14 protein-coding genes are annotated in these 18,214 nt (G+C 64.9%); 4 read left to right on the top strand and 10 right to left on the bottom strand.

Features of this window, described 5'->3' with window-relative positions:
* Nucleotides 1–130: 130 nt before the first annotated feature.
* The 4 genes from ACNFH5_RS19960 (at nucleotide 131) to aguA (ending at nucleotide 4,897) form a co-directional block, all read left to right on the top strand.
* Complete coding sequence (locus tag ACNFH5_RS19960; RefSeq protein WP_024762139.1) at nucleotides 131–1,510, top strand: glutamine synthetase family protein; 1,380 nt, start codon at nucleotides 131–133, stop codon at nucleotides 1,508–1,510.
* Nucleotides 1,511–1,754: 244 nt separating this feature from the next.
* Entirely contained in the window at nucleotides 1,755–2,816 is a 1,062-nt protein-coding gene (locus tag ACNFH5_RS19955) for a polyamine ABC transporter substrate-binding protein (protein WP_416748882.1), read from the top strand.
* Between the two features lie 55 nt (nucleotides 2,817–2,871).
* Nucleotides 2,872–3,513, top strand: coding sequence for a TetR/AcrR family transcriptional regulator (locus tag ACNFH5_RS19950; protein WP_416748880.1), 642 nt, complete (start codon nucleotides 2,872–2,874; stop codon nucleotides 3,511–3,513).
* 274 nt (nucleotides 3,514–3,787) lie between these two features.
* Nucleotides 3,788–4,897 carry an agmatine deiminase gene (aguA, locus tag ACNFH5_RS19945; RefSeq protein WP_416748878.1) on the top strand — a complete coding sequence of 370 codons (1,110 nt, stop codon included), beginning with the start codon at nucleotides 3,788–3,790 and terminating at the stop codon, nucleotides 4,895–4,897.
* 238 nt (nucleotides 4,898–5,135) lie between these two features.
* Here aguA and ACNFH5_RS19940 read toward each other — a convergent pair whose 3' ends face one another.
* The 10 genes from ACNFH5_RS19940 to ACNFH5_RS19895 form a co-directional block, all read right to left on the bottom strand.
* A complete protein-coding gene (locus ACNFH5_RS19940; RefSeq protein ID WP_416748876.1) occupies nucleotides 5,136–6,512 on the bottom strand; it encodes an OprD family porin in 1,377 nt (458 codons plus the stop codon).
* Nucleotides 6,513–7,383: 871 nt separating this feature from the next.
* Nucleotides 7,384–8,505: a polysaccharide biosynthesis/export family protein gene (locus ACNFH5_RS19935; RefSeq protein WP_416748874.1), complete on the bottom strand. Its 1,122-nt coding sequence runs from the start codon at nucleotides 8,503–8,505 to the stop codon at nucleotides 7,384–7,386.
* 31 nt (nucleotides 8,506–8,536) lie between these two features.
* On the bottom strand, nucleotides 8,537–9,937 hold the full coding sequence (locus ACNFH5_RS19930) for an undecaprenyl-phosphate glucose phosphotransferase (RefSeq protein ID WP_416748872.1): 1,401 nt from the start codon (nucleotides 9,935–9,937) through the stop codon (nucleotides 8,537–8,539).
* Nucleotides 9,938–10,045: 108 nt separating this feature from the next.
* Complete coding sequence (gene rfbA / locus ACNFH5_RS19925) at nucleotides 10,046–10,921, bottom strand: glucose-1-phosphate thymidylyltransferase RfbA (RefSeq protein WP_416748870.1); 876 nt, start codon at nucleotides 10,919–10,921, stop codon at nucleotides 10,046–10,048.
* Nucleotides 10,918–12,036, bottom strand: coding sequence for a glycosyltransferase family 4 protein (locus tag ACNFH5_RS19920; RefSeq protein ID WP_416748868.1), 1,119 nt, complete (start codon nucleotides 12,034–12,036; stop codon nucleotides 10,918–10,920). The genes rfbA and ACNFH5_RS19920 overlap by 4 nt, the downstream gene beginning before the upstream one ends.
* 21 nt (nucleotides 12,037–12,057) lie before the next feature.
* Nucleotides 12,058–14,673, bottom strand: coding sequence for a GH39 family glycosyl hydrolase (locus ACNFH5_RS19915; RefSeq protein WP_416748866.1), 2,616 nt, complete (start codon nucleotides 14,671–14,673; stop codon nucleotides 12,058–12,060).
* A complete protein-coding gene (locus ACNFH5_RS19910) occupies nucleotides 14,642–15,874 on the bottom strand; it encodes a glycosyltransferase family 4 protein (RefSeq protein ID WP_416748864.1) in 1,233 nt (410 codons plus the stop codon). The genes ACNFH5_RS19915 and ACNFH5_RS19910 overlap by 32 nt, the downstream gene beginning before the upstream one ends.
* Nucleotides 15,871–16,869 carry a glycosyltransferase gene (locus ACNFH5_RS19905; protein ID WP_416748863.1) on the bottom strand — a complete coding sequence of 333 codons (999 nt, stop codon included), beginning with the start codon at nucleotides 16,867–16,869 and terminating at the stop codon, nucleotides 15,871–15,873. Before ACNFH5_RS19905 ends, ACNFH5_RS19910 begins: the two co-directional genes overlap by 4 nt.
* A 44-nt stretch (nucleotides 16,870–16,913) precedes the next feature.
* Nucleotides 16,914–17,441: a transcription/translation regulatory transformer protein RfaH gene (gene rfaH / locus ACNFH5_RS19900; protein WP_416748861.1), complete on the bottom strand. Its 528-nt coding sequence runs from the start codon at nucleotides 17,439–17,441 to the stop codon at nucleotides 16,914–16,916.
* Nucleotides 17,438–18,187 carry a WbqC family protein gene (locus ACNFH5_RS19895; protein ID WP_416748859.1) on the bottom strand — a complete coding sequence of 250 codons (750 nt, stop codon included), beginning with the start codon at nucleotides 18,185–18,187 and terminating at the stop codon, nucleotides 17,438–17,440. The genes rfaH and ACNFH5_RS19895 overlap by 4 nt, the downstream gene beginning before the upstream one ends.
* Nucleotides 18,188–18,214 lie beyond the last annotated feature (27 nt).

The following is an 18,214-nucleotide window of genomic DNA, read 5'->3' as shown; positions in this document are numbered from 1 at the left end:
GCCCCAAAAACGGCCCATCCCGACCGGTGCGCCCCACTTTGGTGCGACATTGACAACCCTTGCCAATTCGGATTGACTCACACCTCAGCTTTCGAATGATTGAAATTTTTAACAATAAAGGTGTTACATCATGTCGGTACCCCAGAGTGCCGTGTCGCTCGAAGAAGCGAGTGAGTTCCTGAAGGAACACCCCGAGGTCCAGTTCGTCGACCTCCTTATTGCAGACATGAATGGTGTGGTCCGCGGCAAGCGCATCGAACGCACCAACCTGCCCAAAGTCTATGAGAAGGGCATCAACCTCCCCGCCTCTCTCTTCGCTCTCGACATTACCGGCTCCACCGTAGAAAGCACCGGCCTCGGCCTGGACATTGGCGACGCGGATCGCGTCTGTTTCCCAATCCCCAACACACTCTCCATGGAACCCTGGCAGAAGCGCCCGACCGCGCAGCTGCTGATGACCATGCACGAGATGGAAGAACGCACGCCGTTCTTCGCCGACCCGCGTGAAGTACTGCGTCAAGTGGTACAGAAGTTCACCGACATCGGCCTGACCATCGTCGCGGCCTTCGAGCTGGAGTTCTACCTGATCGACCAGGAGAACGTGAACGGCCGTCCGCAGCCGCCGCGCTCGCCGATCTCGGGCAAGCGTCCGCAATCGGTCCAGGTCTACTCCATCGACGACCTCGACGAGTACGCCGACTGCCTGCAGGACATCATCGACGGCGCCCGCGCCCAGGGCATCCCGGCCGACGCCATCGTCAAGGAAAGCGCCCCGGCCCAGTTCGAAGTCAACATGCACCACGTTGACGACGCCCTGAAGGCCTGCGACTACGCAGTCCTGCTCAAGCGCCTGATCAAGAACGTCGCCTACGACCACGAGATGGACTCGACCTTCATGGCCAAGCCTTACCCGGGTCAGGCTGGCAACGGTCTGCACGTCCACGTCTCGCTGCTCGACAAGGACGGCAAGAACATCTTCACCAGCGAGGATCCCGAGCAGAACGCCGCGTTGCGCCACGCGATCGGCGGTGTGCTCGAGACCCTGCCGGCGTCGATGGCGTTCCTCTGCCCGAACGTCAACTCGTACCGCCGTTTCGGTTCGGCCTTCTTCGTGCCGAACGCACCGAGCTGGGGCCTGGACAACCGTACCGTCGCCCTGCGCGTGCCGACCGGAGCGCCGGAAGCGGTGCGCCTGGAGCACCGCGTCGCCGGCGCCGACGCCAACCCGTACCTGCTGCTCTCGGCGGTACTGGCGGGTGTCCATCACGGCCTGACCAACAAGGTCGAGCCGGGCGCGCCGATCGAAGGCAACGCCTACGAGCAGCTGGAACAGAGCCTGCCGAACAACCTGCGCGATGCCCTGCGCGAGCTGGACGACAGCGACGTGATGAACAAGTACATCAGCCCCGAGTACATCGACATCTTCGTCGCGTGCAAGGAGCATGAGATGCAGGAGTTCGAGTATTCGATCTCCGATCTCGAGTACAACTGGTACTTGCACACCGTATAAGTGGTAATCGAAACGCCGGCCCTCGCGCCGGCGTTTCCTTGTGCCTCTGGCACATCCGGGGAACTGCGACATCGCAACGGCGAGGAGGGGCGCCAGGGCGAGTCATATCCGTCGTTCCTTCCTGCCCGCGATGTCTCCATCCGCCCGCCTGGGCGCCATCGCGTCTGTCGTGTCTTTGCTGTTGCGCTTTCGAGCGGCTAAAGCCGCATCCGCTGATTACGTGGTTCATTCAGGGAGATCGCCAATGCCACGCCTGTACGCCTTGATTCTGATGCTGCTGTGCCCGCTGTCCGCCTGGGCAGACCAGGTCATCCGCGTCTACAACTGGAACGACTACATTGCCCCCGAAGTGCTCAAGGACTTCGAGAGGGACACCGGCATTCGAGTCGAGTACACCACCTATAGCACCGCCGAAGAGGTCAAGAAGGCCCTGGAGAGCGGTGAGAAGATCGACGTCGCCGTGCCTTCGCACAACGACCTGCCAGCGCTGATCCGCGACAAGCGCATCCAGGCGCTGGACTTCAGCAAGCTCCCCAACCGCAGCCACCTCGACACCCAGTTGCTGAGCAAACTGGCCGCCGTCGACCCCAACAACCAGCACGCCGTGCCCTATCTGTGGGGCGCCGTGGGCCTGGCGATCAACGAGCCCGAGGCGGAGAAGGCCTACGGCGGCAAGCTGCCCGACAGCTGGAGCATCCTCTTCGACCCGCAGCAGAGCCAGCGCCTGAAGGCCTGCGGCATGAGCCTGCTGGATGCGCCGGACGAAGCCTTTTCGGTGCTGATGAACTACCAGGGCCGCAACTTCGCCCGCAGCGCGCCGTCGCAGATTCGCCGCGCCGGCGAGGTGCTCGCCGAGCTGCGGCCGAACCTGCGCTACATCGACAGTGAGCGCTATATCCAGGACCTCAACGCCGGCAAGCTGTGCGTTGCCATGGCCTGGGTCGGCGATGCCCTGGGCGCCGCCAATGCGGGCCAGCCGGTGCGCTTCGTGGTGCCGCAGGAAGGCTCGGTGCTGTTCATCGACAACCTGGTGGTCCCCACCGCCTCCGAACACCCGGACCTGGCGCTCAAGTTCATCGACTACCTGATGCAACCCAAGGTCGCCGCGCAGATCACCGCCGCCACCCTCTATCCCAACGGCAACAAGGACTCCGCGCAGTTCCTCGACGCCGCCTTGCGCGACCAGCCGGGCCTGTATCCGGACCAGGAGACCAAGCGTCGCCTGTTCGCCCTGGAAACCGCGCCGGAGAAGACCGCCCCGGTGATCACCGAAGTCTGGGACAAACTGCGCGCCGGCGGCAGCTGACTTGCCGAGCACCCCGGAGCTGGCGTCCAATAGCCGCCCAGCTCCGGAGGTCGTCATGCCCGCTCCCTCTCCCACTCGCAAGCCTCGCGCCAGCAGCCAGGCACGCATCGCCGTGATCCTCGAGGCTGCCCGCGCCCTGCTCGCCGAGAGTGGCGCGGCGAGCCTGTCGATCTACGCGGTGGCCGAGCGCGCAGACATCCCGCCCTCCTCCGTCTACCACTTCTTCCCCAGCGTGCCGGCGCTGCTGCAGGGGCTGACCAGCGACGTTCACGCCGCCTTCCGCGCCTGCCTGGAACAGCCCGTCGACCATGCCACTCTGCGCGACTGGCGCGACCTCGCTCGACTGGTCGAGCAACGCACCCTGGCGGTCTACGCCGAAGACGCCGCTGCCCGCCAACTGATCCTCGCCAGCCACGGCCTCGCCGAAGTCACCCAGGCCGACAGCCAGCACGACGTTCAACTCGGCCAGGCCATGCGCGAACTGTTCGAGCGCCACTTCGAGCTGCCGCCGCTGCCGCAGGACATCGAGGTTTTCAGCCTGGCCATCGAGCTGGGCGATCGCGTCTACGCCCTCTCCGTGCAGCGCCACGGGCAAATCACCGAACGCCTGGCCGAAGAAGGCATGCGGGTGATCGACGCCTACCTGTCGCTGTACCTGCCACCCTGCCTGCCAAAACGACCGTCGCCCCTTAAATAATCGATTTTTATCTGATAAATATCCGGATGGACGGGCGAAATATTTCATGATCGCCCTTCATAAACCGATTTTTATCGGATATAAATTCTCCCACCCTGGGAGAGTCCTGACGCGACGCCGTCACTGGCGACCTATACTGGACCGCTCTTGCGGCGCTACCGGCGACGATCTCCCGAATGCCACAACCCTCTCCGTAGGATGGGTGGAGCGCGGCGATATCCATCGATGGCTATCGGCTCGCCCCTTCCTCGCACCACTGACCAAGGACCGCCCCATGACCACGCTGACCAGCACTCCCCGCGCCGATGGCTTCCGCATGCCGGCGGAATGGGAACCCCACACCCAGACCTGGATGGTCTGGCCCGAGCGTCCGGACAACTGGCGCCTGGGCGGCAAGCCTGCGCAGGCCGCCTTCAGCGCCGTGGCCCGCGCCATCGCCCGTTTCGAGCCGGTGACCATCGGCGTTTCCGCCGGCCAGTACGAGAACGCCCGCGCCCAGCTGGCTGACGCGGCCAACATCCGCGTGGTGGAAATCAGCAATGACGACGCCTGGGTGCGCGACACCGGCCCGACCTTCGTCACCAACGGCCAGGGTGACGTGCGCGGCGTGGACTGGACCTTCAACGCCTGGGGCGGCCTGGAAGGCGGCCTGTACTTCCCCTGGCACCACGACGACCAGGTGGCGAGCAAGATCCTCGGCATCGAGCGCTGCGACGGCTACCGCACCGAAGGCTTCGTGCTGGAAGGCGGCTCCATCCACGTCGACGGCGAAGGCACCCTGATCACCACCGAGGAATGCCTGCTCAACCACAACCGCAACCCGCACATGAGCCGCGAAGAAATCGAAGCCGTGCTGCGCGAGCACCTGGCCATCGACACCGTGATCTGGCTGCCGGACGGCCTGTTCAACGACGAGACCGATGGCCACGTCGACAACTTCTGCTGCTACGTGCGCCCGGGTGAAGTCCTGCTGGCCTGGACCGACGATGTGAACGACCCGAACTACGAGCGCTGCCAGGCCGCCATGCGCGTGCTGGAAAGCGCCCGTGACGCCAAGGGCCGCCAGCTGACCGTGCACAAGATCGTCATCCCCGGCCCGATCCACGCGACCGAAGCCGAGTGCGAAGGCATCGACCTGGTGATCGGTACCCAGCCGCGCGATCCGTCGATCCGCCTGGCCGGCTCCTACGTCAACTTCCTGATCGTCAACGGCGGCATCATCGCCCCGCGCTTCGACGACCCGGCGGACGCCGAGGCCGAGGCGACCCTCAAGCGCATCTTCCCCGAGCACGAAATCGTGATGGTGCCCGGCCGCGAGATCCTCCTGGGTGGCGGCAACATCCACTGCATCACCCAGCAGCAGCCGGCACCGCAGAAACGCTGATTCGCTGATTCGCTGATTCGCTGAGTAATGAAAGGCCGTCGCCCCTAACGGAGTGACGGCCTTTTTCATTGGCAGAGAAATGCTTCTGCAGGAGCGAGCTTGCTCGCGAACGATCCCGGCTGCGAAGCCGTTCGCGAGCAAGCTCGCTCCTACAAAGAGCAACGCCCGAAGGTGTGGGGCAGACATGAAAAAGCCGCCGTCTCTTGCGAGAACGGCGGCTTTTTTCAACCTGCGAGGATTACAGCAGCGGGATGGTGTAGCTGACGATCAGACGGTTTTCGTCCTGGTCGCGCTGGGTCGCGGTGCCCGAGCCGCTGACTGGCAGGCCACTGCGCAGCGCAGCGTTCTTCCAGGTGAAGCCCAGGCCCTTGAGGGTGCCATCCGGGATCACGTAGGCCAGGGAAATGTCACGCTCCCACTCGCTCTTGTCGCCGTACTTGGTGTCGATGTTGTCACCATGCAGGTACAGGGTCTGGAAGGTCAGACCCGGCAGGCCGGCCTTGGCGAAGTCGTAGCCGTAGCGGACCTGCCAGGTGCGCTCGCCGGCACGCTGGAACTTGCCAATCTGCACGTCGGTGATCAGGTAGGCGGTCGAACCCTCGCCATCGCCACGGTTGAGGAACGGGAAGTCGCTATCGCCGTTGAGCACCTGGTAGCCGGCGCCGAAGCTGTGGCCGCTGACGGAGTAAGTGAAGAGGCCGCTGAATGCGCGGTTGTCCACTTCGCCCTTGGTCACACCATTGCCGTAATAGCCGGAGCTGACATAGCCATCGGCGCGGCCGGTGGAACTGCCGTTCTTGCCGTCGGAGCTGCTGTCGAAGGCGCGCAGGTCAGTCTTCAGGACGCCCGGGCCGATGGCCCAGTTGTGCTGCAGGCCCAGGAAATGCTGCTGATAGAAGTCGGTGAGCTGACCGTAGTAGTACTGCAGGGTCAGGTCTTTGTTCAGCTTGTAGTCGCCACCGGCGTAGTAGAACTTGTTGCTGTCGCGCGAGCTGGCGGAGCTGCCGTTGGCACCGGCAATGCTCAGGCTGCGGTTGTCGGTGGAGTTACGGCCCTTGGAGTGTTCCAGTTGACCGGCAGTCAGGGTGAAGTCTTTCAGGTCGGTGGAGGTGACCTGGCCGCCTTCGAAGGTGACCGGCAGCAGACGACCATCGTTGTAGGTCACGACCGGCAGCTTGGGCTGCAGGGTGCCGTAACGGAATTCAGTGTTGGACACTTTGGCCTTGGCGGTCAGGCCCAGGCTGCTGAAATCATCCACCGCATCGCCGTGGCTATCCGACGGGAAGACGGTGCCGCCGCGCTGCGAAGAGGACTCGTAGTGAGTGCCGCCGCCGCTGTCGAGCTTCACGCCCAGCAGGCCCAGTGCATCGACGCCGAAGCCGACGGTGCCTTCGGTGAAGCCGGAGCTGTAGTTGAGCAGGAAGCCCTGGCCCCACTCTTCCTGCTTGCTCGGGTCGGCGGTGCCGTTACGGTTGTCGGTGTTGATATAGAAGTTGCGCAGGGTCAGGTTGGCCTTGCTGTCTTCGATGAAGCCGCCGGCGACGGCGGACTGCGCGAGTCCTGCGGCGGCTATGGCGAGCGCGAGGCTCGATTGCGTGAGAGTGCGGCTTTTCATTGGAATTTCCCCATTTTATTGATCTTGGAAACACACCATTCGCAACGACGACTGGCTCCCCCGGGAGTCCGACCGAATGGCAGGCAGCGGCCACGGCGTGACGAGCACGACGGGCATGCAGGATTCGTTGGTTGTTTCGACGCCCCGCTAGACGGGAACGAAGCGCAGGCAGGCGGACAGGGATACGGCAGAAGATGGGAAGGGCATGGATCGATTCTCGTGTCTTGTTGTTGTGGCGATGCGCTGGGCATTCGCCACCTGACAAGGCAATCCCCAGGCCAACCGGCCTGTCCTGCCCGACACTCCCGTTTTCCGGCCTCCGGCTCGATTTCAGAGCCACTCCCCCAAGGCCAGGTCAGCGGAAAACCGCCACACTACCGCAATGGACTGGCGGTTTATCGCCACCCTCTTCTGCTCTGCCCGAGACAGCTCGCGGCAACGCAGGGCAACGATAAAAGAACCGTCATAAATCCAAAAAGAATTAATTATTAATATGTAATTTCTTTATGGAATATATGATACGCGTCTCGAATGCCTTTGGCAGTCCATCGCTAGTGGTACTCCTGCCAGCAATTTGGTTGTAGGAATCTTCGCCCATCAAATGCCAGGCAAAAAAAACCCGCCGGCGCTGCAACGCGGGCGGGGTCGGGGCCTTGTGCTAGGGGAAAGCCCCAAAGGAGAGTGGCAGACGTCAGTCAGCCTTAAGGAGTGGCGCATCACTGCGCCGGCTGGCGGGATAGTGGCCAACAGCCTGCAAAGAGTCGATTCCAACAAACCTCCCTCAGCCGTAAGAAAATTCCCTAGCCGCAGAGACTCGGCGAGACACCCAGGTCAGGCCGGTCCGTGGTTGCCCACCGGACCGGCTATGCCATCAGTTGCCGCCAACGGCGGCGCTGGTGCTGACGATGTTGGCCGACGGCAGCAACTGGCTGATGAAACGGTTCCAGCGGGTGATGTTGGCCGGGCCGATGAACACCACGTCCTGCGGCTGCATGGCGAACTCCTTGGCCAGGGCGTAGGCGGTCGGGCGCTTGGCTTCCAGGTGGAAGACCTGGGCCTGGAAGGTGCCCGGTGCGCTACCGGCGACCGATTGCGGGTTGCCGCGGATCACGTAGACCGAGTCACCGTCGGAGGTTTCCGGGGCCAGGCCACCAGCGTTGCCAAGCACTTCCAGCAGTGACAGGCCGGTGGTGCGGTAGGTGACCACCTGCGGACGTTCCACCTCACCCACCACGTAGACTTTCTTGCGGTCGTTGTACGGCAGGTGGATCTGGTCGCCATTCTTCAGGTAGATGCCGCTGAGCGTCGAACCGGAGCGGTTCAGCGCATCGACATCGAGCACGTATTCGCGACCGTCACGCTTGAGCACCAGCCCGGACAGGTCGGCCTCGCCGGTGATCACCCCGGCCTTGCTGACTGCCTGCACCAGGGTGGTCGGCGTGTTGTTCAGTTCGACCTGTCCGCCGTTCTGGAAGGCTCCGGAAAGAACCACGTGCTGGCTGGCGTAACGCAACACGGTGACGTCCACCTGCGGGTCGACGATGCCCTTCTTCGCCAGCTGGCTGGACAGGCGTTTACGCAGTTGCGCCGGTGTCTGGCCTTCGGCGCGCACAACGCCGGCATAGGGGAAGAAGATGTTGCCGTCGGCGCCGACCACACGGCCGTTGGCTTCCATCTGCTGGGTTGAGCCGGGGCTGGTCAGTTCGGGGTGGTCCCAGACGGTCACCAGCAGCACGTCGCCGCCGCCGATCACATAATCCTCCTGGGGCGGACGGTAGTTCGTCAGCTCTGCCGGTACGCCGGGCCTGGCGGCGAAGGCCGCCTCCTGGCGTTGCAGCACCTGGGGCGTGATGGGCACGAGGGTGATGTTCATCCCCTCTTTCTGTGCCTCGCGTTGGATATCGGAGTCCGTCATGTGCTGACCGGGTGAGAACACGCAGCCTTGTAGCGCCAGACTGCCGACTACAAAGCTGAAAGCGAGCAGGTTTTTCATGGCAATCCTTCCTTGAAACGAGTGTGAAAACTCAATAGGCGTTGCGGTGTACGAAACCCTTGAACAGGGTCAGCATGACGATCTTCAGGTCCCACCAGACGGACCAGTTCTCGATGTAGTCCAGATCGAACTCGATGCGTTTCTGCATCTTCTCCAGGGTGTCGGTTTCGCCGCGCCAGCCGTTCACCTGGGCCCAGCCGGTGATGCCTGGCTTGACCTTGTGACGCAGCATGTAGCGGCTGACCTGACGCCGGTATTGCTCGTTGTGCGCCACGGCGTGGGGGCGTGGGCCGACCACTGACATGTCGCCGAGCAAGACGTTGAAGAATTGTGGCAGTTCATCCAGCGAGGTGCGCCGCAGGAGGGCGCCCAGCGGGGTGATGCGGCAATCGTTGCGCGAGGCCTGGGTGACGGCGGCGCCGTCTTCCATGACCGTCATGCTGCGGAATTTCCAGACGCGGATGGGCCGGCCATCCATGCCGTAGCGGGTCTGACGGAACAGCACCGGGCCGCGCGAAGTGAGCTTCACCGCCACCGCGATGAACAGCATGGGCACGGCGATCAGCAGCAGGATCAGCGAGGCCAGCACCACGTCCTCGATTCGCTTGAGCACGGCGTTGGGGCCGTCCATGGGAGTGTCGAAGATGCTGATGGTGGCCAGCCCGTTGATGCTTTCGCTGCGCGCGTGCAGCAGGTCGAACATGAACAGGTCAGGGATCAGGTAGACCGACACCGTGGTGTCGGAGAGCTCGCGGATCAGTTCGTTGAGCAGCGGCTCGCGGGACAGCGGCAGAGTCAGGTAGACCTTGTCGATCTGCCCCGAGCGGGCGGCCTCGATCAGAGCCAGGCGGTCGCCCTTCACCGGCACGCGCTCGCCCAGCTCCATCTGCTGCGGGCGGTCGTCGTAGAAGCCGATCAGGCGCAGGCCCATCCAGGGCGCGGCGAGGATGGTCTCGGCCAGTCGCGCGCCGACTTCGCCGGTGCCATAGATGGCCACGTTACGGCTGTTGAAGCCGTGCCGGCGGGCGACCCGCAGCAACATGCGGATGGCCAGGCGGTAGCCGCACATGATCAGCAGCGCCGCCGCGAACCAGCCCAGGCGCCGGGGCTCTTCCAGCTCCACGTGGCGCAGGGAGATGTCCAGCAGCAGCACGGCGAAGAACGCCAGTGACCAGTACAGGGTGACGCTCAGCGATTCACGCAGCAGCGACTCACCGCGCCAGGAGCCGTAGAGCTGGTTCAGCTCGCCGAGCCAGTGGAACAGCATCACGCAGAGCAGCACCGAGACCCAGATCTGTGCGTCCAGCACGCCGTTGCCAGCGCTGAGCAGGACCACGCCGGTGAGCACGATCACCAGGATGTCACTCAGGCGATGCGCCAGCGAGATCAGCGACTGGTGCGCGCGCAGGATTCCTTTCGTCTTGTTGGGCATGATGACCTCACGACTGCCGGCGCCGTTCCTGGCGCCGCTGCATCGTTATCGCAGTCCGTTATCGGGCGCAGTGCCGGTGGGCCCTCCTCGGGCTCGCCGGGTGCGGGTTCACTGTCGCTTGTCCAGCAGCAACTGCTGCAGGTAGCGGCCATAGCCGGTCTTGCTCAGGCGCTCGGCCTGCAGGGCCAGCAGCGTCTCGCTGAGCCAGCCCTGCTGGTACGCGATTTCCTCCAGGCAGGCGACCTTCAGTCCCTGGCGTTCCTCGATGGTCTGCACGAAATGACCGGCTTCCATCAGCGACTCGTGGGTGCCGGTATCCAGCCAGGCGAACCCTCGGCCGAGCAGGCTCACGTGCAGTTCGCCGAGCTCCAGGTAGAGGTTGTTGATGTCAGTGATTTCCAGCTCGCCACGGGCCGAAGGGCGAATCTGGCGGGCCATTTCCACGACGCGGTTGTCGTAGAAGTACAGGCCGGTGACGGCATAGTTCGAACGCGGCGCGCGGGGCTTTTCCTCAATGGAAATCGCCCGGCCCTGAGCGTCGAACTCCACCACGCCGAAGCGTGTCGGGTCCGCGACCTGGTAGCCGAACACGGTGGCGCCATGGGGTCGCGCGGCGGCCTCGCGGAGGGTTTCGGTGAAGCCCTGGCCGTAGAAGATGTTGTCACCCAGAACGAGGCAGACCGAGTCGTCGCCGATGAACTGCGAGCCAATCAGGAAGGCCTGCGCCAGCCCATCCGGCGACGGCTGCACGGCGTATTCCAGATGCACCCCGAACTGTTCGCCGTCGCCCAGCAGGGCGCGGAAGTTCGGCAGGTCGGTGGGCGTGCAGATCAGCAGGATGTCGTCGATGCCGGCCAGCATCAGCACCGACAGCGGGTAGTACACCATGGGCTTGTCGTAGATCGGCAGCAGTTGCTTGGACACGCCCAGGGTGATGGGGTGCAACCGCGTGCCGGAGCCGCCGGCGAGAATGATGCCTTTCACGGTCTGCCTCCTTGCTTGGCAATCTGTTTGGCGTCGAAGCGCGCCGGGTAGTCCGAGCGCTCCATCAGAAAGGTGTCGATCAGGCTGGATAGCCGCAGCGCGGAGATATCCCAGGAGTAGCGCAGGACGTTCTCCTGCCCGAGACGGCGCAAGTCGGCGCGCAGCTTGTGGTCAAGCAGCACGCGGCGCAGCGCGGCAGCGATGCCGGGCGGATCGAGGGGGTCGAAGTACACCACCGAGTTGCCCAGCACTTCGGGGATCGAGGCGCTGCTGGCGGCCACCACCGGGCAGCCGCAGGCCTGAGCCTCCAGCGGCGGGATGCCGAAACCTTCATACAGCGACGGGAAGGCAAAGACGGCGGCGTTGCGGTACTGCTCGATCAGTTGATCGTCATCCAGCCGGCCGAGCCAGCGCACCCGGTCGGCCTGCCCGCTCTGCTGCAACTGCCCATCGACGAAGCTGCGGTTGGCCGCGCCGACGATGCGCAATTCGACGTCCAGCTCACCGAGCAGGCGGAAGGCTTCGATCAGCCGGGCGAAGTTCTTGTGCGCGGCCGGCGAGGACACCGCCAGCACATAGGGACGCTCCAGCGCCGCCGGCTCGATGCCGGCGCAGAACTCGGCGGACACCGCATTGGCGATCACATGGATGCCCTTGGGTTCGACGCCGTAGTGCGTGGCGATCTCCTGGCGGGAGAACTCACTCACCGTGACCTGCGCCAGCGAGCGGCGAAGCAGCAGGGGGATCATCAGGCGGTACAGCGCGCGGAACTTCCAGGAGAAGCTTTCCGGGTGGCGTACGTAGGTGATGTCGTGGTGCGTCATCACCTGCCGCGAGTACGCCAGCGGCGCCGTGCTGCACAGCGAGACCAGCAACGGCCGGCCATGCCGGGCCAGCCACAGCGGCAGGTCGACCTGCTCCCAGAGGTGGCCGCCGTTGCGACCGATCTGTTCGACGTTGAGCTGACGGGCGATCTCCGGGCGAAGGATTTCGCCAGGCGGGGCGACGAAATGAAGGTCGCTGCGCAGCCGCGCCAGCGACAGCGATATCTGCTCGGCGAAGCGCTGTACACCACTTACCTGCTGGGTAAGGAAGCGCGCGTTGATCACGATCATGAGGGGTTCTCCGCGCACTGTTCAGCGCAACGAAAGCTGCGGGGCCGACGCGCTGCGCACCAGGGTGGGCGACTCGTCGATGCGGATGCTGGCCTGGCAGTCGCCGCCGCCTTCGGGGCACTGCCAGGGCACCGGCCGGCCCTCGCGGCGGGCGATGCCTTCCACGGCGTCCAGGCGCCAGAGGGTGTCGCTGCTGCCGGGCTTGCTGGTGATGTTCAGGGTCTGTTCGTGACCGAGGGTCCAGGCCACCAGGATTTCCTCGCTGGCCTTGGCGAAGCGCAGCAGGTAGACGTTCGGGTCCTGGTTCGGCACGCGGCCGACGAAGCGGTAGCGGCCGATGATGTCGGCGATGCTGGCCATGGCGTGGTAGGCCGGCTTGGGCTGGCCGCTGGCGGTGAGCAGGCCGAAGTTGTGCTCCATGTCCGTGCGGTCGATGCCGTCGTCTACCAGGTCGTACCACCAGGCGCCCTTCACGTTCGGCAGGCTGCGCACCAGCACGTAGGCGCGGGCGAGGTACGCGGCCTGGCGCTCGCGGCTGATGCCGCAGTCGCCTTCGTGGGCCGGCCAACTGAACTCGGTGAAGTACAGCGGCACCGGCTTGCCGGCGGCGTTCTCCAGCTTCTGGTTCACACCCTGGAACCAGTTCAGCCAGGCCTCGGGCGTGGACATCTCGCCCTCGCAGTACACCGAGGGGTGCAGCGAAATGCCGTCGACGACGTCCAGCACGCCGCCACCGGCAATACGCTCGGCGAAGCCCTGGCGGATGCCCTTGAGAGTGACGGCTCCGGCAAGCACCCTGGCTTGCGGGTCCTCCTCGCGGATCACCTTGGCGGCTGCGCGCACCAGGGTCAGGTAATCGTCGCTGAAGTCCTTGTCGGTGGCGTTTTCCGAATCCCACTCGTTCCACACTTCGTAGAAGGAAACCTGCCCCTTGAAGCTGCGCACCACGTAGCGCACATAACGCAGATAGCCCTCGCGGGAAGCGTCGTCGCGCGGCTTGGCGTTGCCGTAGAACTGGTTCTCGTTGCCCAGGATCAGCAGGGTGTCTATCCCTAAGCTGCGGGTGCTGCGCAACTGCGCGCGCCAAGCGGCGTCGATGGAAAGCTTGCCTGGCTCGCGCTCGACGCTGGACCAGTAGGCGTCATCGCGGAACGACAGGATGCCGGCCTCGCGGGCCAGGCGATTGATGCCGTCACGGTTGCCCGCGCGGATGTTCTGGTGGGTGCTGGCACCGACGATGAATTCCGGCGCACCGAGGTTCGCCACCGGCGCTTCCTTGGCCATGCTGGAAGGCGATTGCAGCAGGCCACCGAGCAGCAACGCGCACGCCAGCAGGCTGAGCATTCCGCCTTGCAGGCGCAGGGTGCGCGGGGCCGGTTGTGGCGCGGTCTCGCCCGGCAGGCGCAGGGCACGGCCGATGGCCAGGCCGAGGAACAGGCTGGGTATCGGCGATTCGAGCACGTCGCTGGTCCAGCCGATGAGCAGGATGCAGTAGGCGATGCCGAGCAGCGCGCGAGCCTCGCGGCCGGGCTGGCGTTGCAGGCGCATCAGCATCGGCACCGCCATCAGGTAGAGCGCCACGCCGGCGACACCGAACAGGCACCAGAGGTAGAGCAGCGAGTTGTCCGCCACCGCCAGTTGCTCGACGCCGAAGATCGGGAAGGCCGCGTAGGCACTGCCGGTCATGCCCAGGCCGGCGCCGGTGTAGATCCAGCCGTTGTAGTCCATCACCTTGATCAGGTTCGGCCAGGTATTGACCAGGCGATCCACCATCGAGCCCATCAGGTTGTCGCCGGTGGCGCTGGCCAGGTACGGATCGACCTGCGCGTAGAGGCCGTACAGCGGCAGCAGCAACGCGCCGAGCACCACCAGCAGCGCCGCCAGCAGGAACAGCAGACGCTGGCGGCTGACGCTCATCACCAGCAGGGCGACGAAGAAGGCGCCGGCGGAGGACTTGTTGGTGGTCAGCACAATGCCTACCAGCGCCACCAGGTAGATCAGCCCGCGCACCGGCAATGCGAGGCGGAACGACCCCAGGTAGAGGCTGAAGATCGCCAGCATCATCGCCAGGCTCGAGGACATCCGCGAGAAGCCGGCGATGCGGTCCAGGCCATAGGCGCTCCAGGAGCGGTTGGCGCTGACCTCGACCCCGCCCATCGAGTAGGTGTATCCCTTCCACGGCACGTTGATCAGCAGATCCAGCGCGATGCCGATAAGGGAGGCGATCAGGCAGAAGGCGATGATCCAGCCCAACGCCTTGCGGTGCATTTCCAGGTACGGGCCGCAGAGCAGGCCGAACAGTAGCGGCGCGTAGATGAACACGGCGAAGAAGCCGCTCTTGAACTCGGCGCCGTGCAACCGGCCGAGCAGCAGCGAAGCCGCCGCAAGGATCAGCAGCAACCACAGGCCGCGCTGCTGCGGGCGGGAGAACAGCTCCCAGGCCACCGCGATGACACAGGCCACCTTGGGCAGGTAGACGAGGGCCGACAGCCCGGCCTGGTCGGTGTAGAAGCGCAGCGCGCCATTGAACGTCTCCACCAGCAGCAACGCCACCAGCACCCCGAGCGCCAGCAGCGAGCGGTCGAAGGTCACGCGACGGTCGAGCTCAAAGCGGGGATACGGGGATTGCAGTTCCATGCTGGACTCCGCGGGTAAGCAGGGTGTGGCGCAGGATGGCTTCGTACTCGTCGAGCATTCGCTCCAGGCTGAGCATCGGCGCCACGACTTCGCGGGCGCGCGCGGCCAGGCGCTGACGCAGCGCCCCATCACACGCCAGGCGCTGGATCGCATCGCCCAGCGAATCAGGCTGGTCGGGCGAGCACAGCAGGCCATTGATTTCGTCCTGGACGATTTCCACCAGGCCGCCCATGCGCGAAGCGATCACAGGCAGGTGGTGGGCGCAGGCTTCCAGCGCCACCAGACCGAAGGATTCCGGTGACAGGCTGGGGACCACGGCAACGTCGATCTCGGTAAAGAACTCGGCCGCCTTGCGGTAGCCGACAAAATGCACGCGCTGCGGGTCGGCGAGGGACTTCAGCTGGTTCACATAGGCACCGTCGCCGCGTCCGGCGATCAGCAGCGAGGCATCGTCACCGCGCGCCTGGAACTGCTCGATCAGCCACTCCACGCCCTTGTTCGGCGTCAGTGCACCGATGAAGCCGAAGCGCAGCGGACGGCGCTCACCGGCCGGCGGCGCAACGGGCACTTCCGCCATCGGCGAGCCGTTGTAGACCACATGGGCCTGGCTGTCGGTGAAGTACCCGGCGTCGAGCAGAGCATTGAGCTGGTAGCGACTGACCCCGACCACTGCCTCGATGTCCCGCGATGCGGCGGCATGGGAGCGCCGCAGTAGCGCGCAAGGCGCACATTGCTGCTCACAGTGGCGCCCCTTGTGGAAGCGCACGCCGCGCGGGCAGGTCAGGTATTGGTCGTGGAGGATCTGCACGATGGGCACGCCAGCGGCGCGTATTGCATCCCAGGCGGAGATCGACCAGCCCGACAGGTTGTGGCAGACCACCAGGTCCGGCTCGAACTCTTCCAGCACCTGCGCCAGCACCTTGCGCATGCCACGGTTGTAGCGATCGAGCCCGTGCCAGGCGAGGCGCTGGAGTGAGCCGTGGTTGCGCTCGTCAAAGGGCCAGTAGAGGTTGCGCAGGCCGGCGCGCAGCACCGGCACACCATTCAGCGTCTCGTGTTGCAGGCCCGCCTGCGGGCCGGTGCAGAGCACCTGTACGTCATGGCCGCGGGCACGCAGGCCCTCGGCCATGTGCTGCAGCATGACCTCCGCCCCACCTCCGATGTGCGGGGCGTAGAGGGTGTTGAGCAGCAGCAGTCTCATAACGGGTAGGCCCGGTTCATGCCGAGCGCGCCGGCCTCGCCGTCGCGGATCGCCTCCAGCAGCAGCGCCAGACGGCTGCCACGGTCATGGCGACGAGCGAAGAAGTGCAGCAGGCGAATGAACACCCAGCGGTTGAAGCGGTACATCAGCGGCGAGGTGACCCAGAGGTTCTTGTCGAACCAGGCCTGGTTGCGCGCCGCGTAATAGGCGCGCAGGTCGGAACTGCCGAGCAGGTAGGTCTCGTAGATGTTGGAGGTGCGCGCCTTGATGTTCCAGGAGTTCTCCAGGTCATCCAGGCCGGCCTCCGGCACCAGGTAGAGATGGCCGCCCAGGGCGCCGATGCGGAAGGTGTATTCGGTGTCGTCGGCGTAGAGCACCAGGTCGCGGCGCGGCAGGCCGATGCGACGGAACAGGTCGGCATGCCCGAGCAGCCCGCCGTAGTAGGCGAACGGCAGCTCCAGCAGCGGCTGCGCCGGGCGCGGCTTAGGCTTGCCCCAGGGCGTGCGGCGCCAGAGTTTGTAGGGCAACTGACGGACGTGGAAACCGAAGTAGCTGGAGCGCGGCGGTGCGATGAAGCGGGTCGGCACGCCGGAGGCAACGTCAGCCTGGTGGGTCGGGCGGAAGCCCAGCACGGCGGTGTTGTCGGAGCCATGACGCAGGGCGCAGTCGATCAGGCGTTGCTTGAGCAGCGGGAAGGACCCCGGCGTCGGCGCATTGTCGTCATCCATCAGCCAGATGAAATCGCAGCCGGTCTGCAGCGCGGCCTCGATGCCCACGGCGTAACCATTGGCCGAGCCGGTATTGCTGTCCAGCTCGATTACCTGCACGCGGTTGGGCCAGAGCATGAACAGCTGGTCCAGCTCCGCCACCGAGGCATTGCTGACGACGATGGCGCGGGAAATGTCCTTCTCGCGGAAGGCTCGGGCCAGCAGCTCCTCCAGGTACTGAAGGCGATCGCCATAGGTCAGCGTCACCAGCACTGTCGATCCATTCATCTCGCTACTCCTCCTTGTACTTGCCCTTGTGAGCGCTGCGCGCTTCAGGCGCGCCAGCCGTCATTGCCGCCCACCGCCGAAAGCTGGCTGAGCGGGACCCGGATGCGTTGTTCGCGTTGCAGCAGGTTGAGCAGGATCAGCGCGCGTTCGGTGCCGTCGTCGCAGAGGAAGATGGCCTCCACCTCGCACTCGCCTGCGCACTTCACGCGCACCACCTGGCCTTCGTGGAAGCCGCTGGACGGCCGCTCGGGCATGGCCGCCAGGCGCTGGCGAATGCCTTCGACCAGTTCGTCGGTCACCGCCAGTGGCTGCGCGCCGAAGCTGACGATGCGCGCCACGCCACGGGTGGAGCGGATCGGGAACCAGTTGTCATGCTGCTGATCGAGACGGATGAACAGATAGCCGGGGAACAGCGGCTGCGAACGGTTGCCCAGCGTCACCACCGGGCGATAGCAGGAGAAACCCTGGCGGCCGAGATTTTCCTCGGCGCGCTGTTCCTGGTGCGGCTTGCTCTGGATCAGGTACCAGCGGTACTGCGCGGCACTCAGGTCCACGCCGATCACGGCATTCATGATTCGTACTCCCCAATGATTTCCGACGAGGGAGCAGGACGCTCCAGGGTGTAGCGGCCCAGCAACCGCTGCATCTCGTCCGGCGGGTTGAACATCAGCACATCGATGATCGACAGGCTGGGGACGAAATCGGGGCTGAACTGCGGGTAGCTCAGCTCGTCCATGCGCAGGAACTGCAGCTCCAGACCGTGGGCCTGGAACACCTCGGGCGAGTACAGGTGGCGGCCGCCTTCCGGGTTGAGGTAGACGTCGCCGCCGCTCTGCTTCACCGCCTCGATCAGGCGCTGGTCGCGGCCGATGTCCTCGGCCAGGTCCAGCTCGGACACCCGCGCCATGGGTGTATCGATACCCATGTAGTGGCAGATGCTGCGGATCGAATGCTCGGCAAAGTGCGACAGGTTGCGCTCGGGGTGTTCGAGGATCTCCTCCAGCAGTGGCATCACCTGCCCGTAACAGGGCGCGCGGTGGTACGCGTGGCGAATGGTGTGCAGCAGGCGCTGGTTGGTCAGGCGCATCTCCTGGCTCAGCCTGCGCTCGTTGATCGCCTGGCTCTGCGAGCCCTGTTCCAGGGGAAAACTGAACTGCCAGATCTTCCCGCCGACCAGCAGGCGATTGCGGTTGATCCAGCCACGCCGGGTGTACTGCAGGCTGTCGCCGAGAATGAACAGGCTGCTCGCGGCGATCAGCTGGAAGTACCCCAGGTAGGGGAACAGGTACGGCTGCATGAGACTGACGATATGGACCATGGCTGCATCCTTTCCCTAAGTTCCTTT

The organism is Pseudomonas sp. NY15435, assembly GCF_048068295.1.
Lineage (GTDB): Bacteria > Pseudomonadota > Gammaproteobacteria > Pseudomonadales > Pseudomonadaceae > Pseudomonas.
Note: the sequence above shows the minus strand (reverse complement) of the source record. Positions and strands in the feature narration are given on the sequence as shown.

What these genes read in the sequence shown, in the direction of transcription:
- ACNFH5_RS19940 (WP_416748876.1), bottom strand. Translation starts at nt 6,512, where the DNA reads ATGAAAAGCCGCACTCTCACGCAATCGAGCCTCGCGCTCGCCATAGCC.
- ACNFH5_RS19950 (WP_416748880.1), top strand. Translation starts at nt 2,872, where the DNA reads ATGCCCGCTCCCTCTCCCACTCGCAAGCCTCGCGCCAGCAGCCAGGCA.
- ACNFH5_RS19955 (WP_416748882.1), top strand. Translation starts at nt 1,755, where the DNA reads ATGCCACGCCTGTACGCCTTGATTCTGATGCTGCTGTGCCCGCTGTCC.
- ACNFH5_RS19920 (WP_416748868.1), bottom strand. Translation starts at nt 12,036, where the DNA reads ATGATCGTGATCAACGCGCGCTTCCTTACCCAGCAGGTAAGTGGTGTA.
- ACNFH5_RS19915 (WP_416748866.1), bottom strand. Translation starts at nt 14,673, where the DNA reads ATGGAACTGCAATCCCCGTATCCCCGCTTTGAGCTCGACCGTCGCGTG.
- ACNFH5_RS19930 (WP_416748872.1), bottom strand. Translation starts at nt 9,937, where the DNA reads ATGCCCAACAAGACGAAAGGAATCCTGCGCGCGCACCAGTCGCTGATC.
- ACNFH5_RS19935 (WP_416748874.1), bottom strand. Translation starts at nt 8,505, where the DNA reads ATGAAAAACCTGCTCGCTTTCAGCTTTGTAGTCGGCAGTCTGGCGCTA.
- ACNFH5_RS19910 (WP_416748864.1), bottom strand. Translation starts at nt 15,874, where the DNA reads ATGAGACTGCTGCTGCTCAACACCCTCTACGCCCCGCACATCGGAGGT.
- ACNFH5_RS19905 (WP_416748863.1), bottom strand. Translation starts at nt 16,869, where the DNA reads ATGAATGGATCGACAGTGCTGGTGACGCTGACCTATGGCGATCGCCTT.
- aguA (WP_416748878.1), top strand. Translation starts at nt 3,788, where the DNA reads ATGACCACGCTGACCAGCACTCCCCGCGCCGATGGCTTCCGCATGCCG.
- ACNFH5_RS19960 (WP_024762139.1), top strand. Translation starts at nt 131, where the DNA reads ATGTCGGTACCCCAGAGTGCCGTGTCGCTCGAAGAAGCGAGTGAGTTC.
- ACNFH5_RS19895 (WP_416748859.1), bottom strand. Translation starts at nt 18,187, where the DNA reads ATGGTCCATATCGTCAGTCTCATGCAGCCGTACCTGTTCCCCTACCTG.
- rfaH (WP_416748861.1), bottom strand. Translation starts at nt 17,441, where the DNA reads ATGAATGCCGTGATCGGCGTGGACCTGAGTGCCGCGCAGTACCGCTGG.